We start from the raw sequence: 12,343 nt of genomic DNA on the forward strand, positions 1-12,343 counted from the left end.
CCCTCCCCACCTCTTGGTTCCCCTTCCGTCCCCCCAAGGAAAAGACGTCATGACTCAGCCGCCCCAGCCGCCCAACGAGCCCCCGCAGGGCGGGTTCGGCGCCCCGCAGGATCCGCCGTCCGGCGGTTTCGGCGCGCCCCAGGACCCCCAGCAGGGAGGTTTCGGCAAGGCCCCGGAGCCGGGCTACGGCTACCCGCAGGCACCGGGCACCCCGCCGCCGCCCCCGCAGGGCCAGCCCCAGGCGCCGTACGGCTACCCGCAGGCGCCCCAGGCCCCGCAGACCCCGCCCCCCGCCGCCCCGCCGCAGGCACCGCCCGCCCCGCCGGCGTACGGCCAGCCCGCGGCTCCCGCGTACGGCCAGCCCGCGGCCCCCGCGTACGGCCAGCCCGCCACGCCCGCCTACGGCCAGCAGCCCGCCTACGGTCAGCAGCCGGGCCAGGGCTACCCCGGCCAGCCGCAGTACGGCTACCCGCAGCCGCCCACCGTGTCGATGCAGCCGCAGCCCGCGGGCCCCGGCGGCCCGGGCGGTGCCAACGGCAAGAAGAAGCAGATGACGATCATCGTCGCGGCGGTCGCCGCGATCGCGCTGATCGTCGGCGGCGGCGTGATCTACGCGTCCACGAAGAAGGACGACGACAAGAGCAGCAGCGCCAAGAAGGACGGCGGCAAGGACGGCAAGGACGGCAAGGGCGGCGACAAGAAGGAGCTGCCCTCCGGCGGCCCCGCCAAGGAGAAGGCCCCGGCGAACACCAGCGCCAAGGTGGCCTTCCAGGTCCCCGCGCCCGCCGTGCCCAAGGACGACGTGTGGAGCGTCGAGGGCTCCTGGCTGACCGACGACGCCGTCGTCAAGTCCGGCTACCAGGGCAAGGACAAGGACCACGCCCTGATCGCGTACGACCCCTCCTCCGGCAAGGAGAAGTGGTCGATCCCGCTCACCGGCGAGACCTGCGCGGTCTCCAAGGAGATCACCAAGGACGGCATCACCGCCGTCGTCGCCAAGGACGCCAAGGCCTCCAAGGCGAACAAGTACCCGGACTGCAGCCAGGTCTCCGCGATCAACCTGAAGACCGGCAAGAAGCTGTGGACCAAGGACGTCACCAACAGCGGCATGAAGGTGGAGTTCGAGGAGATCACCCTCTCCGGCTCCACCATCGCCGCGGGCTCCGGCACCGGCGGCACCGGCGCCGCCTGGGACCTCTCCGGCAAGCTCCTGTGGAAGCCGCAGATCGGCGACAAGTGCAAGGACGTCGGCTACGCGGGCGGCGACCAGCTCGTCGCGGTCCGCAAGTGCGGTGACTACGACGACCCCAAGCTCAAGATCCAGCTCCTCGACCCCAAGACGGGCGACGACAAGTGGAGCTACCCGCTGGCCGCGGGCATCGACAACGCCAAGATCATCTCGACCAACCCGGTCGTCTTCGGCCAGGACACCGAGGAGATCACGGCGAGCGGCGCCACCGACGTCTTCTCGCTGAGCAACAGCGGCAAGCTGCGCGCCCGCATCAAGCTGGAGGACGGCAAGTACTCCCACGACTGCGACGTCAACAAGGTCTACAGCTGCAAGGCGATCGTCGTCGGCAACGACAAGCTGTACGTGCCCACGCGCCAGCACGACGCGGGCGGCTCCGGCTACGGCTTCACCAACGAGATCATCGGTTTCTCCCTGGCCACGGGCAAGACCACCGGTGACCGCGCGGACGCGGGCAAGGACGGCGAGATGTTCCCGCTGCGCATGGACGGCGGCAACCTCCTCGGGTACAAGGGCGGCGGCTACAACAAGGGCGCCAAGGTCGTCTCGCTCGACGGCAAGTCGATGAAGGAGACCACGCTCCTGGAGACGCCCGCGACCGAATCGGTCAGCAGCGCCATCAGCGGCATGGTGCCCAAGTCCAACGAGGTCCTGTACGGCAACGGCCACCTGTTCATGGGCAAGGAGCTGATCAGCAAGCCGTACTCCAAGGACGACAAGGAGTACATCGCGCTGGGCTTCACCACGGGATGACCGGCGCCTGACCGGATCGGCACCGGTCACGCACCGCCACCAACGGCCCCGGACCGCACGGTCCGGGGCCGTTCCCGTCTCCGGGGCCGTTCACTCTCCGTACTTCCGTACTGCCGCTACCCCAAAGGCAGTGATTTCGGCATCCAGGGCTGCATCTGGACGGTAGGGGCAGCGCAACGTCGAACAAGCGTGTAGCTTCCGGGGGATGGAGGGCCGGGGCCCCGGGTCCGTGGGGGGACCAGTGGGGGAATCCGTGGGGGACATTGGGGGGTAGCTCGATGGGTGTGCGGCTCATGGTGGTCGACGACCACCGACTGCTCGCCGAGGCGCTCGCCTCGGCGCTCAAGCTGCGCGGGCACCGGGTGCTGGCCGCGGCCGCGCCCGCCGCGGGCGCGGCCGAGCTGGTCATCAGCAGGGCTCCCGAGGTGTGCCTCCTTGGCACGGCGACGCCCGCTGAGCCGGGCATGTTCGACCCCGTGGTCAAGATCAAGCGGGAGCGTCCGCAGGTGGCCGTGGTGGTGCTCGGGCCCGTGCCGTCACCGCGCGGCATCGCGGCGGCCTTCGCCTCCGGCGCGTCCGGGTACGTGCGGCACGACGAGCGCATCGAAGGAGTCGAGCGCGCCATCATGAAGGCGCGCGCCGGTGAGGCCGCCGTCGCGCCTCAATTGCTCCAAGGCGCCTTCAGCGAGCTGCTCAACCCCGCGGCGCAGCCCGACGACGAGGGGCAGCGGCTCCTCCAGATGCTCACGCCGCGTGAGGTCGAGGTGCTCGTGCGGGTCGCGGACGGTGAGGACACGCGGCTCATCGCGGCGGGCATGGGGATCGCGCCCAGCACGGCGCGCACGCATGTGCAGCGGGTGCTGATGAAGCTGGGCGTGGGCTCCCGCCTGGAGGCGGCGGCCCTCGCCGCCCGCACGGGCCTCCTGGACCGCGCGGAGCGCCCCGCCTCGGGCGGCCGCGTGAACAACTCGGGCACGCCCCAGTAGCCCCCACAGCCCTCCGTGGCCCGGCCCTCATCGGCCTCCGCGCCGAAGAGCGGGGGTACGGGGGCGGCAGCCCCCGGATCGGGAAGGGGCGGGTCAGGGGCGTCCCACGCGGGTCAGTCCTCCCGGACAGGGGGCGGCGTGGGCCGGAGCCACAGCCAGGTGAGGAAGAAGAGGCCCAGGGCGAGCATGCCCAGGCCGGTCCAGAGGTTGATGTTGATGCCCTCGGCCTTGTCGAGGTCGGCGTCGGACGCCGTGATCCCCGCGATCGTCACGATCACGCCGTACACGACGAACAGGCCCCCGATGATCCGCCGGATGTCGAAGAGCCGCGCGGCCGTCGCGGACTTCCGCTCCAGGTCGGAGACTTCCTTCTGCAGGTCGGACATGATGGCTTGGCCCTCCGGTCAGAACGAGTAGGGGACGTAGCAGGCCGCGGCGAGGACCACCGCGCCCCAGCCGAGCAGCGCGGGCCTGCGGTACCAGGCGGAGTCGCCGGGCTCGGCGCCGTCGTCCTCCAGACCGGGCGACGCCGTGCCGTACACGAGCCCCGCAAGGTCGGCCTCGGGCTTCGGCGCGGTGAAGAACGTGACCGCCACCATCACCACCGCACCGGCGACGAAGCCGACGATCGCGGAGACGAAGTTGGCGCCCTGGTCGGTGGGGATGTCGACGACCCCCTGCTTGTAGATCCAGAAGTAGTTGAGCATCGCGGCGGTGGTGCCCGCGAGCAGCCCCCACACACCGGATTGCATGGAGGCCCGCTTCCAGAACATGCCGATGATGAAGACCACGAACATCGGGACGTTGAAGAAGGAGAACAGCGTCTGGAGGTAGCCCATGATGTTGGAGAAGGACGAGGCGATGAAGGCCGTGCCGATCGAGGCGAGCACGCCGATCGCGGTGATGAGGCGGCCGAACTTCAAGTAGTAGCCGTCCTCGCGGCCCTTGACCACGTACCGCGCCCAGATGTCGTACGTGAACACGGTGTTGAAGGAGGACACGTTGGCCGCCATGCCCGCCATGAACGCGGCGAGCAGACCGGTGACCGCGATGCCGAGCACGCCGTTGGGCAGCAACTCCTGCATCAGGTAGGGGATCGCGTCGTTGTAGGTGAGGTCCGAGCCCGCCGTGCCGATCTTCGGGACGAGCACCGCCGCGATGAGCCCCGGCAGCATCACCAGGAACACGATGAACATCTTCGGGAACGCGGCGATCAGCGGGGTGCGCTGCGCGGCCGAGAGGTTCTTCGCGGACAGGGCCCGCTGCACCTCGGCGAAGTTCGTCGTCCAGTAGCCGAAGGAGAGCACGAAGCCGAGGCCCAGGATGATGGTGAGCCAGTTGGCGCCCAGCGGATTGGGGTCGCCGATGCCGGTGCCGCTCCAGGCGGTGAGGAAGTTGTCGCCGTGTTGCTTCTCCAGGTTGCCGCTCAGGCCGTCCCAGCCGCCGACCTTCTTCATGCCGATGACGCAGATCGGGATGAGCGCGGCGAGGATGACGAAGAACTGCAGCACCTCGTTGTAGATCGCCGAGGACAGGCCGCCGATGGTGATGTACGCGAGCACGAAGATCCCGGCGACCACGATCGCCACCCACTGCGGCCAGCCGAGCAGCGCCTCCACGACGATCGACAGGGCGTAGAGGTTCACGCCCGCGATGAGGATCGCGGCGAAGGCGAAGAGCGCCGAGCTGAGCAGATGGGCCGACCTGTCGAAGCGCTGGAGCAGGAACTCGGGGACGGAGCGCACCTTCGAGCGGTAGTAGAACGGCATCATCACCAGGCCCAGGAAGACCATGGCGGGGATGGCGCCGATCCAGTACCAGTGCACGACGGCGACGCCGTACTGCGCGCCGGTCGCCGCCATGCCGAGGATCTCGGTGGCGCCGAGGTTGGCGGCGACGAAGGCGAGGCCGGTCACCCAGGCGGGCAGCGAGCGGCCGGACAGGAAGAAGTCGAGGCTGGTCCGCACCGAGCGCCGGGCGGCGAACCCGATACCGAGGACGACCGCGAAGTAGAGGGCGAGGATGACGTAGTCGAGGCCGTTGACGGGCAGCCGGAGCCCCTCGGCCAGGGTGTGGGTGGGTGCAGGCATAGAGAACTCCGGGGACGTCCGAGAACTCGCTTCGTCGCGCGGACTGACGCGAACTGATCAGACGGGAACCTACGCCGCCCGCTTCAGGAAGTGAACAGTTCTGTTGATGTTCTTTGTTTGATTGTGATCGAGCCCGGGTGTGCGCCAGGTTTGCGTGATTACGGAGGGTGCGAGGCGTGCGCACCGGCGGTGGGCATTGACGCGGCTGTTGGCTTGTGATTTGTTATGTTCGGTTCTGTTGGCGGGCGGGATGAGGAGCCCCACACGTGAAGAAGACCTCGACGCGTCTCGCTGACGGTCGTGAGCTCATCTACTACGACGTACGCGACGACACCGTCCGCGCCGCCCCCGACCGGCGCCCCCTCGACGCCGTCGCCACCACCGCGGAGATCCGCCGGGACCCCCTCCTCGGCGACAGCGTCGCGATCGCCTCCCACCGCCAGGGCCGCACCTACCACCCCCCGGCCGACCAGTGCCCCCTGTGCCCCTCCACCGCCGAGCGGCCCACCGAGATCCCCGAGCCGGCGTACGACGTCGTGGTCTTCGAGAACCGCTTCCCGTCCCTCGCGGGCGACGCGGGCCGCTGCGAGGTCGTCTGCTTCACCTCCGACCACACGCTGTCCTTCGCCGACCTCACCGAGGAGCAGGCCGGGCTCGTCCTGGAGGCCTGGACCGACCGCACCGCCGAACTGTCCCACCTGCCCGCCGTCCAGCAGGTGTTCTGCTTCGAGAACCGCGGCGCGGAGATCGGCGTGACCCTCGGCCACCCGCACGGCCAGATCTACGCCTACCCCTTCGTGACCCCCCGCACGGCCCTGATGCTGCGCTCCCTTTCCGCGCACAAGAAGGCCACCGGCGGCCGCAACCTCTTCGACGACGTCCTCGCCGACGAGCGCGCGGGCGAACGCGTCGTCCTGGACGCCGCGCACTGGGTGGCCTTCGTGCCGCACGCCGCGCACTGGCCCTACGAGGTGCACCTCTACCCCAAGCGCCGCGTCCCCGACCTGCTCGGCCTCGACGAGGCGGCGCGCGCCGAGTTCCCCGGCGTCTATCTGGAGCTGCTCAAGCGGTTCGACCGGATCTTCGACACGGACGGGTCCCCGACCCCCTACATCGCCGCCTGGCACCAGGCGCCCTTCGCCGCGCCCGGCGCCTACACCGCGTACGACGGCGTCAATCGCGACGACTTCGCACTCCACCTCGAGCTTTTCACCATTCGCCGCACTTCGGGCAAGCTGAAGTTCCTCGCGGGTTCCGAATCCGGCATGAGTGTGTTCATCAATGACGTGCCGCCGGAGGCCGCGGCCGAGCGACTGCGAGAGGTAGCGAGTTGATGAGTGCGAAGTACCTGGTCACGGGCGGCGCGGGCTATGTCGGCAGCGTCGTCGCACAGCATCTGATCGAGGCCGGGCACGAGGTCACGGTCCTCGACAACCTCTCCACGGGCTTCCGCGAGGGCGTCCCCGCGGGCGCCACGTTCATCGAGGGCGACATCCGCGATGCCGCCAAGTGGCTGGATTCCTCGTACGCGGCCGTCCTGCACTTCGCCGCCTTCTCCCAGGTCGGCGAGTCCGTCGCGAAGCCCGAGAAGTACTGGGACAACAACGTCGGCGGCACCATGGCCCTGCTCGCCGCCATGCGCGACGCCCACGTGCGCACCCTCGTCTTCTCCTCCACCGCCGCGACCTACGGCGAACCGGTGAGCACCCCCATCAAGGAGACCGACCCGACCGCCCCGACCTCCCCCTACGGCGCCTCCAAACTCGCCGTCGACCACATGATCACGGGCGAGGCGAAGGCCCACGGCCTGGGCGCGGTCTCCCTGCGCTACTTCAACGTGGCGGGCGCCTATGGCGAGTTCGGCGAGCGCCACGACCCCGAGTCGCACCTCATCCCGCTCGTCCTCCAGGTCGCCCAGGGCAGGCGCGAGGCGATCTCGGTCTTCGGCGACGACTACGCGACCCCCGACGGCACCTGCGTCCGCGACTACATCCACGTCGCCGACCTCGCCGAAGCCCATCTGCGCGCCCTCGACGCCGCCACGCCGGGCGAACACCTCATCTGCAACCTCGGCAACGGCAGCGGCTTCTCCGTGCGCGAGGTCATCGAGACCGTCCGCCAGGTGACCGGGCACCCGATCCCCGAGGTCGTCGCCGCCCGCAGGGGCGGCGACCCGGCGGTCCTCGTCGCCTCCGCCGCCACCGCCCACGAGCGCCTCGGCTGGCGGCCCGCCCGCGCCGACCTCGCGGGCATCGTCGCCGACGCCTGGGCTTTCGCCCAGCGAAAGGGGTAACCGATCCATGTCCGTCGCCGAGGAGTTCACCGCCCTCTACGGATACGAGCCCGCCGGGGTGTGGGCGGCACCGGGCCGCGTCAACCTCATCGGCGAGTACACGGACTTCAACGAGGGCTTCGTGATGCCGCTCGCCCTGCCGCACACGGCGGTGGCCGCGGTCGCCCGCCGCGACGACGGGATCCTGCGGCTGCACTCCGCCGACGTCGAAGGACCCGTCGTCGAGCTCGCCGCGGCCGGCCTCGAACCGCTCTGCGACAGCGGCGGCTGGGCCGCCTACCCCGCGGGCGTCGTCTGGGCGCTGCGCGCGGCCGGACACCCGGTCGGCGGCGCGGATCTGCACCTGGCCTCCACGGTGCCGACCGGGGCGGGCCTGTCCTCCTCGGCGGCCCTGGAGGTGGTCACGGCGCTCGCCCTGAACGACCTCTACCAACTCGGCCTGTCCCGGCGCGAGTTGGCGCTCCTCGCCCAGCGCGCCGAGAACGCCTTCGTGGGCGTGCCCTGCGGCGTCATGGACCAGATGGCCGCCGCCGTCTGCGAGCCCGGACACGTCCTGCACCTCGACTGCCGCGACCTGTCCGTGCGCCAGGTCCCCTTCGACCTCGCCGCGCACGGCCTGCGCCTGCTCGTCGTCGACACGCGCGTGCAGCACGAGCTGGGCGACGGGGCGTACGCGAAGCGGCGCGCGGGCTGCGAGGCAGGGGCGCGCGCGCTCGGCGTCTCCCACCTGCGGGACGTCCCGTACGCCGAACTCTCCGCGGCCCTCGACCGCTTGACCGACGACCGCGTCCGCCGCTACGTCCGGCACGTCGTCTCCGACGACCACCGCGTCGAGCGGGTCGGGGCCCTCCTCGACGCGGGCGACGTGCGCGGCATCGGCCCCGTCCTCACCGAAGGCCATGCCTCCCTCCGGGACGACCTGCGCATCTCCTGCCCCGAACTCGACCTCGCCGTCGAGACGGCGTGCGGGGCGGGGGCGCTGGGCGCGCGCATGACCGGGGGCGGGTTCGGCGGCTCCGCGGTCGTCCTCGCGGAGGCGGCGGACACGGAGGCGCTCACGAAGGCCCTCCACACCGCGTTCACCCGCGCGGGCCACCCCGAGCCCCGCGTCTTCGAGGCCGAGCCGTCACGGGGGGCCCACCGGGTGGCCTGACCCTCGCGACCCTGCTTGATCTTTCAGCCTCTCCGGCGTTTGAGGAGCGGGGTCTGGGGCGGAGCCCCAGGTCGGGAAGGGGCGGGTCAGGGGCGCCCCGCGAAGGTCAGCCCAAGCGCTTCGTCAGGGTGTACTCCGTGGCGCCCTCGGGGTAGTCGGGGATGGCGCACACGACTGCGTAGCCCTGCTTCTCGTAGAACGCCGGAGCCTGGAAGTCCCACGTCTCCAGACGGGAGTTGCGGCAGCCACGCTCCGCCCGAGCCACCGCCTCCGCCCGCGCGAGCAACCGCCCCCCGAGCCCCGCGCCGCGCGCGCCCGGCGCGACCCAGAGCAGGGCCACGTGCAGCCACCCCGCCCACGTGTGCCCGGACAGGCCCCCGACCAGCGCGTCGCCGTCCCCCAACGCCCAGATCCCGAGCGGCACTTCCCGCTCGGCAGGGGTCCCCCGCATCGCCCGCAGCACGGGTGAGGCGTCCGTATTGGCCGTCCGCAGCCGCGCCCGAAGCAGACGAAGCCGTTCTTTGTCGACTCCTGTCTCAATACGAAACATACGGCTCACCATAAACGCGCCGGACAATCAGTTCTGCAAATCCACTTCCGCTCCGGGCCCCCGTCCGTACTCTGAAGGGCAGCGCCGGTGGGGGCCGGCGCCGTTCAGGGGGCGAGACAGTCGGGTACGACGCCCGGCCTGGGGGTGGCAGTCACAGCACGGCGGCGGCCGTGCGGCTGCGGTGCTCCCTCATGCCGGGCGCCGTATCCGCACTTGGTCCACCGTCCTCCAGCCTGTGGGGGTTTCCGTGGTTCGAATCCGAGTCCTGGTCGTCGACGACCATCGCATCTTCGCCGAGTCGCTCGCGGCCGCGCTCGCCGCCGAGCCCGACGTGGACGTGTCCGCCGCGGGCAGCGGCCCGGCGGCGCTGCGCTGCCTTGACCGTGCGGCCGCCGAAGGCCGCAGATACGACGTGCTGCTCGTGGACGCCGACCTCGGCGGCACCGCACCCGCGCTGCACAGTGCGGCCCGCCCGGCGGTACCGGTGCACGACGGCCAGGCGGACGGGCTCGTGGACGGCATCTCCCTGGTCACGGGGGTGCGTTCGGCACAGCCCGCCGTGCGGACCGTCGTCCTCGCGGAGAAGGACGACCCGCGCCGCGCCGCACTCGCGCTCCAGGCCGGGGCCTCGGGCTGGGTGGCGAAGGACTGTTCGCTCTCCCGGCTGCTCACCGTCATCCGCGGCGTGCTGCGGGACGAGACGCATCTGCCGCCCGCCCTGCTCACCGGCGTACTGCGCGAACTGACCGCGGCCCGCAAGCACCGCACGGAGAGCGAGCGGCTCGTGGAGTCCCTGACGCCGCGCGAACGCGAGGTGCTGCGCTGCATGGTCGCGGGCCTCGGCCGCAAGGCCGTCGCGGAACGCCTCTTCCTGTCCCCGCACACGGTCCGCACCCATATGCAGAACGTGCTCGGCAAGCTCGGCGTGCACTCCACGCTCGCCGCCGTCGCCCTGGCCCGCAGGGCCGGCGTCGGCCCGGTCGACCTAGCCGGGGATGTTGTCGAACGGGGCGGTCAACTGGCGTAGCAGCACGGCCAGTTCACCGCGCTGGGCGCGCGACAGCTCGCCGAGGATCGCCCGCTCCTGCTCAAGCAGGCCCGCCAGAGCCTGATCGGCGCGGTCGCGGCCCTCGTCGGTGAGCCGTACGAGCACGCCCCGGCGGTCGCTCGGATCGGGCAGGCGCTCGACGAGGCCCTTCTTGGTGAGCCGGTCGATGCGGTTCGTCATCGTGCCGGAGGTCACCAGGGTCTGGGTGAGGAGCTGGCCGGGGGACAGCTGATAGGGCGCGCCCGCGCGCCGCAGCGACGTCAGTACGTCGAACTCCCAGGGCTCCAGCTCGTGCTCGGAGAACGCCAGTCGACGCGCCCTGTCGAGGTGGCGCGCCAGCCTGCTCACGCGGCTCAGCACCTCGAGCGGTTCCACGTCGAGGTCAGGGCGCTCCCGGCGCCACGCAGCGACCAGCCGGTCGACCTCGTCCTCCATGACGATCAGTGTAGGGGGTCTGTCGACATGAAGTCTCTTGACGTCAAGATAGTCATGGGGTGAGGATGGCGGCGACCGATCGGCACGCCCTGTCCGTACGGGGCGGCCGCACGGCGTGCGTCCGCACGCCCCCGGTGCCGCGCGCCCCGCGCCGCCCCGGGCCGCGCCGACGTCCGCCGCCGCGCCCCACCCGTACGGCCCCGCCCGTCCGCACGCCCGCATGCACGTACGTCCCGCACATCAGGGGCACCTGACGCCCCGCGCGCCCGGCGTACGTCCGCATGCACGCCCGTGCGCCGCAGAGGAGCCCCCTCATGCCGTCCACGCCGTCCCCCGCCTCTCCCACCTGGGACCCCAACCAGTACCTGCGCCACGCGGGCCACCGCAATCGCGCCCTCACCGACCTCCTCGCCCACGTGAACGCGCCCGGCCACGGGCGCCCCCCGCGCATCGCCGACCTCGGCTGCGGGCCCGGCAACTCCACCGCGCTCATCGCCGAGCGCTGGCCCACCGCGCACATCACCGGCTACGACAACTCGCCCGACATGCTGGCGCGCGCCGCGGCCCACGCCGGTGCCACGCCGGGCGGCGGCCGCGTGGACTTCGCCACCGCCGACCTCACCGAGTGGGTGCCGCAGGAGCCGTACGACCTGATCCTCTCCAACGCCACCTTCCAGTGGGTGCCGGGCCACACCGCGTCCTTCGCCGCCTGGATCTCCGCCCTCGCGCCCGGCGGCACCTTCGCCTTCCAGGTCCCGGCCAACTTCGACGCGCCCAGCCACGCGCTGATGCGGGACCTGGCGGCGGCGCCGCGCTGGCGCGCACGGCTCGCGGGGAGCCTCCGGCACACGGACGCCGTCCCCGACCCCACCGCGTACCTGGACCTCCTCGCCGGGCTCGGCTGCGCCGCCGACGTCTGGGAGACCACCTACCTCCAGGTCCTGCCCGGCGAGGACGCGGTGCTCGACTGGGTCAAGGGCACCGGGCTCCGCCCCGTCCTCACGGCCCTCGCCGACGACCCCCGGGCGACCGAGGACTTCCTCACCGAGTACGGGGCCCTGCTGCGCGAGGCCTATCCGCGCCGGGACCACGGCACCGTCTTCCCCTTCCGCCGCCTCTTCGCGGTGGCCCGCAAGGACGCGGGGGCGGCGTGATGCTGGTCGCCCTGGACCATGTGCAGCTGGCCGCGCCGCCCGGCAGCGAACCGTCCCTCCGCGCCTTCTACGTCGACGTCCTCGGGATGGCGGAGGTGCCCAAGCCGCCCGTGCTCGCGGCGCGGGGCGGCTGCTGGTTCCGGGCGGGCTTCGTCCAGCTCCACATCGGGGTCGAGGACGGCTTCCGGCCCGCGCGGAAGGCCCATCCCGGGCTGCGGGTCACCGGCATCGAGGCGTACGCCGCGCGGCTCGTGTCCTGCGGGGTCGGCGTCGTCTGGGACGACGCGCTCCCTGGCCATCGCCGCTTCTACGCCCACGACCCAGCAGGCAACCGCCTGGAGTTCCTGGAACCCTCCCCCCGGGCCTGAGCCCCCGGGCCGCGCCCTTTCCTGCTGGCATGCGGTACGTGGGGCTGCGCCCTTGCTCAGCGGGTGCTCGGCACCTGGGGCTGCGCCCCGCCCGGGCATGTGGCCCCGAGGCGAGGGGCGCTTGCCCGTAGCCGTGGCGACGTGGGGCTGCGCTGCGCGCCGCCGGGGCGGTCCCACCCACCCACCCATCAGAGGGACAGCGGGCTTAGCCCGCGGGGCCCACGCCCCGCCGGGTCAGGGCGGCCCCCCGGCCCCAGCCAGGTC

General features: G+C 71.8%; 12 protein-coding genes. 8 read left to right on the top strand and 4 right to left on the bottom strand.

The genetic code is table 11. The features are described from left to right. The first annotated feature begins 49 nt into the window (after positions 1-49). Both IG74_RS0111275 and IG74_RS0111280 read left to right on the top strand, forming a co-directional pair. On the top strand, positions 50-2,002 hold the full coding sequence (locus IG74_RS0111275; RefSeq protein WP_030673772.1) for a PQQ-binding-like beta-propeller repeat protein: 1,953 nt from the start codon (positions 50-52) through the stop codon (positions 2,000-2,002). A gap of 278 nt (positions 2,003-2,280) precedes the next feature. After that, complete coding sequence (locus IG74_RS0111280) at positions 2,281-2,988, top strand: helix-turn-helix transcriptional regulator (protein WP_030673776.1); 708 nt, start codon at positions 2,281-2,283, stop codon at positions 2,986-2,988. A gap of 113 nt (positions 2,989-3,101) precedes the next feature. Here IG74_RS0111280 and IG74_RS0111285 read toward each other — a convergent pair whose 3' ends face one another. Both IG74_RS0111285 and IG74_RS0111290 read right to left on the bottom strand, forming a co-directional pair. Then, positions 3,102-3,374: a hypothetical protein gene (locus tag IG74_RS0111285; RefSeq protein WP_030673779.1), complete on the bottom strand. Its 273-nt coding sequence runs from the start codon at positions 3,372-3,374 to the stop codon at positions 3,102-3,104. An 18-nt stretch (positions 3,375-3,392) separates the two neighbouring features. Beyond that, on the bottom strand, positions 3,393-5,078 hold the full coding sequence (locus IG74_RS0111290) for a sodium:solute symporter family protein (protein ID WP_030673782.1): 1,686 nt from the start codon (positions 5,076-5,078) through the stop codon (positions 3,393-3,395). 266 nt (positions 5,079-5,344) lie between these two features. Between IG74_RS0111290 and galT the strand changes: the two genes are divergently transcribed. From galT to galK, 3 genes are read left to right on the top strand one after another with little or no spacing between them, the layout of a single operon-like run. Further along, on the top strand, positions 5,345-6,412 hold the full coding sequence (galT, locus tag IG74_RS0111295; protein ID WP_030673785.1) for a galactose-1-phosphate uridylyltransferase: 1,068 nt from the start codon (positions 5,345-5,347) through the stop codon (positions 6,410-6,412). Then, a complete protein-coding gene (gene galE / locus IG74_RS0111300; protein ID WP_030673788.1) occupies positions 6,412-7,371 on the top strand; it encodes a UDP-glucose 4-epimerase GalE in 960 nt (319 codons plus the stop codon). Before galT ends, galE begins: the two co-directional genes overlap by 1 nt. 7 nt (positions 7,372-7,378) lie before the next feature. Then, complete coding sequence (gene galK, locus IG74_RS0111305) at positions 7,379-8,524, top strand: galactokinase (RefSeq protein WP_030673791.1); 1,146 nt, start codon at positions 7,379-7,381, stop codon at positions 8,522-8,524. Between the two features lie 106 nt (positions 8,525-8,630). Here the strand turns inward: galK and IG74_RS0111310 are convergent, their stop codons facing one another. Further along, complete coding sequence (locus IG74_RS0111310) at positions 8,631-9,086, bottom strand: GNAT family N-acetyltransferase (RefSeq protein WP_030673795.1); 456 nt, start codon at positions 9,084-9,086, stop codon at positions 8,631-8,633. 235 nt (positions 9,087-9,321) lie between these two features. On the opposite strand from IG74_RS0111310, the gene IG74_RS0111315 reads away from it, so the two are divergent. After that, positions 9,322-10,101 carry a LuxR C-terminal-related transcriptional regulator gene (locus tag IG74_RS0111315; protein WP_030673798.1) on the top strand — a complete coding sequence of 260 codons (780 nt, stop codon included), beginning with the start codon at positions 9,322-9,324 and terminating at the stop codon, positions 10,099-10,101. Here IG74_RS0111315 and tamR read toward each other — a convergent pair. Beyond that, positions 10,060-10,557 carry a MarR family transcriptional regulator TamR gene (gene tamR / locus IG74_RS0111320; RefSeq protein ID WP_030673801.1) on the bottom strand — a complete coding sequence of 166 codons (498 nt, stop codon included), beginning with the start codon at positions 10,555-10,557 and terminating at the stop codon, positions 10,060-10,062. The two genes, IG74_RS0111315 and tamR, sit on opposite strands and share 42 nt — an antisense overlap. A gap of 314 nt (positions 10,558-10,871) precedes the next feature. On the opposite strand from tamR, the gene IG74_RS0111325 reads away from it, so the two are divergent. Together IG74_RS0111325 and IG74_RS0111330 are read left to right on the top strand one after the other, a co-directional pair. Then, positions 10,872-11,711 carry a trans-aconitate 2-methyltransferase gene (locus IG74_RS0111325; protein ID WP_030673804.1) on the top strand — a complete coding sequence of 280 codons (840 nt, stop codon included), beginning with the start codon at positions 10,872-10,874 and terminating at the stop codon, positions 11,709-11,711. Continuing rightward, positions 11,711-12,079 (top strand): VOC family protein, encoded by a 369-nt coding sequence (locus IG74_RS0111330; protein WP_030673807.1) that lies wholly within the window; start codon positions 11,711-11,713, stop codon positions 12,077-12,079. The genes IG74_RS0111325 and IG74_RS0111330 overlap by 1 nt, the downstream gene beginning before the upstream one ends. Positions 12,080-12,343 lie beyond the last annotated feature (264 nt).

This window comes from Streptomyces sp. NRRL B-1347 (assembly GCF_000720325.1).
Classification (GTDB): Bacteria; Actinomycetota; Actinomycetes; order Streptomycetales; family Streptomycetaceae; genus Streptomyces.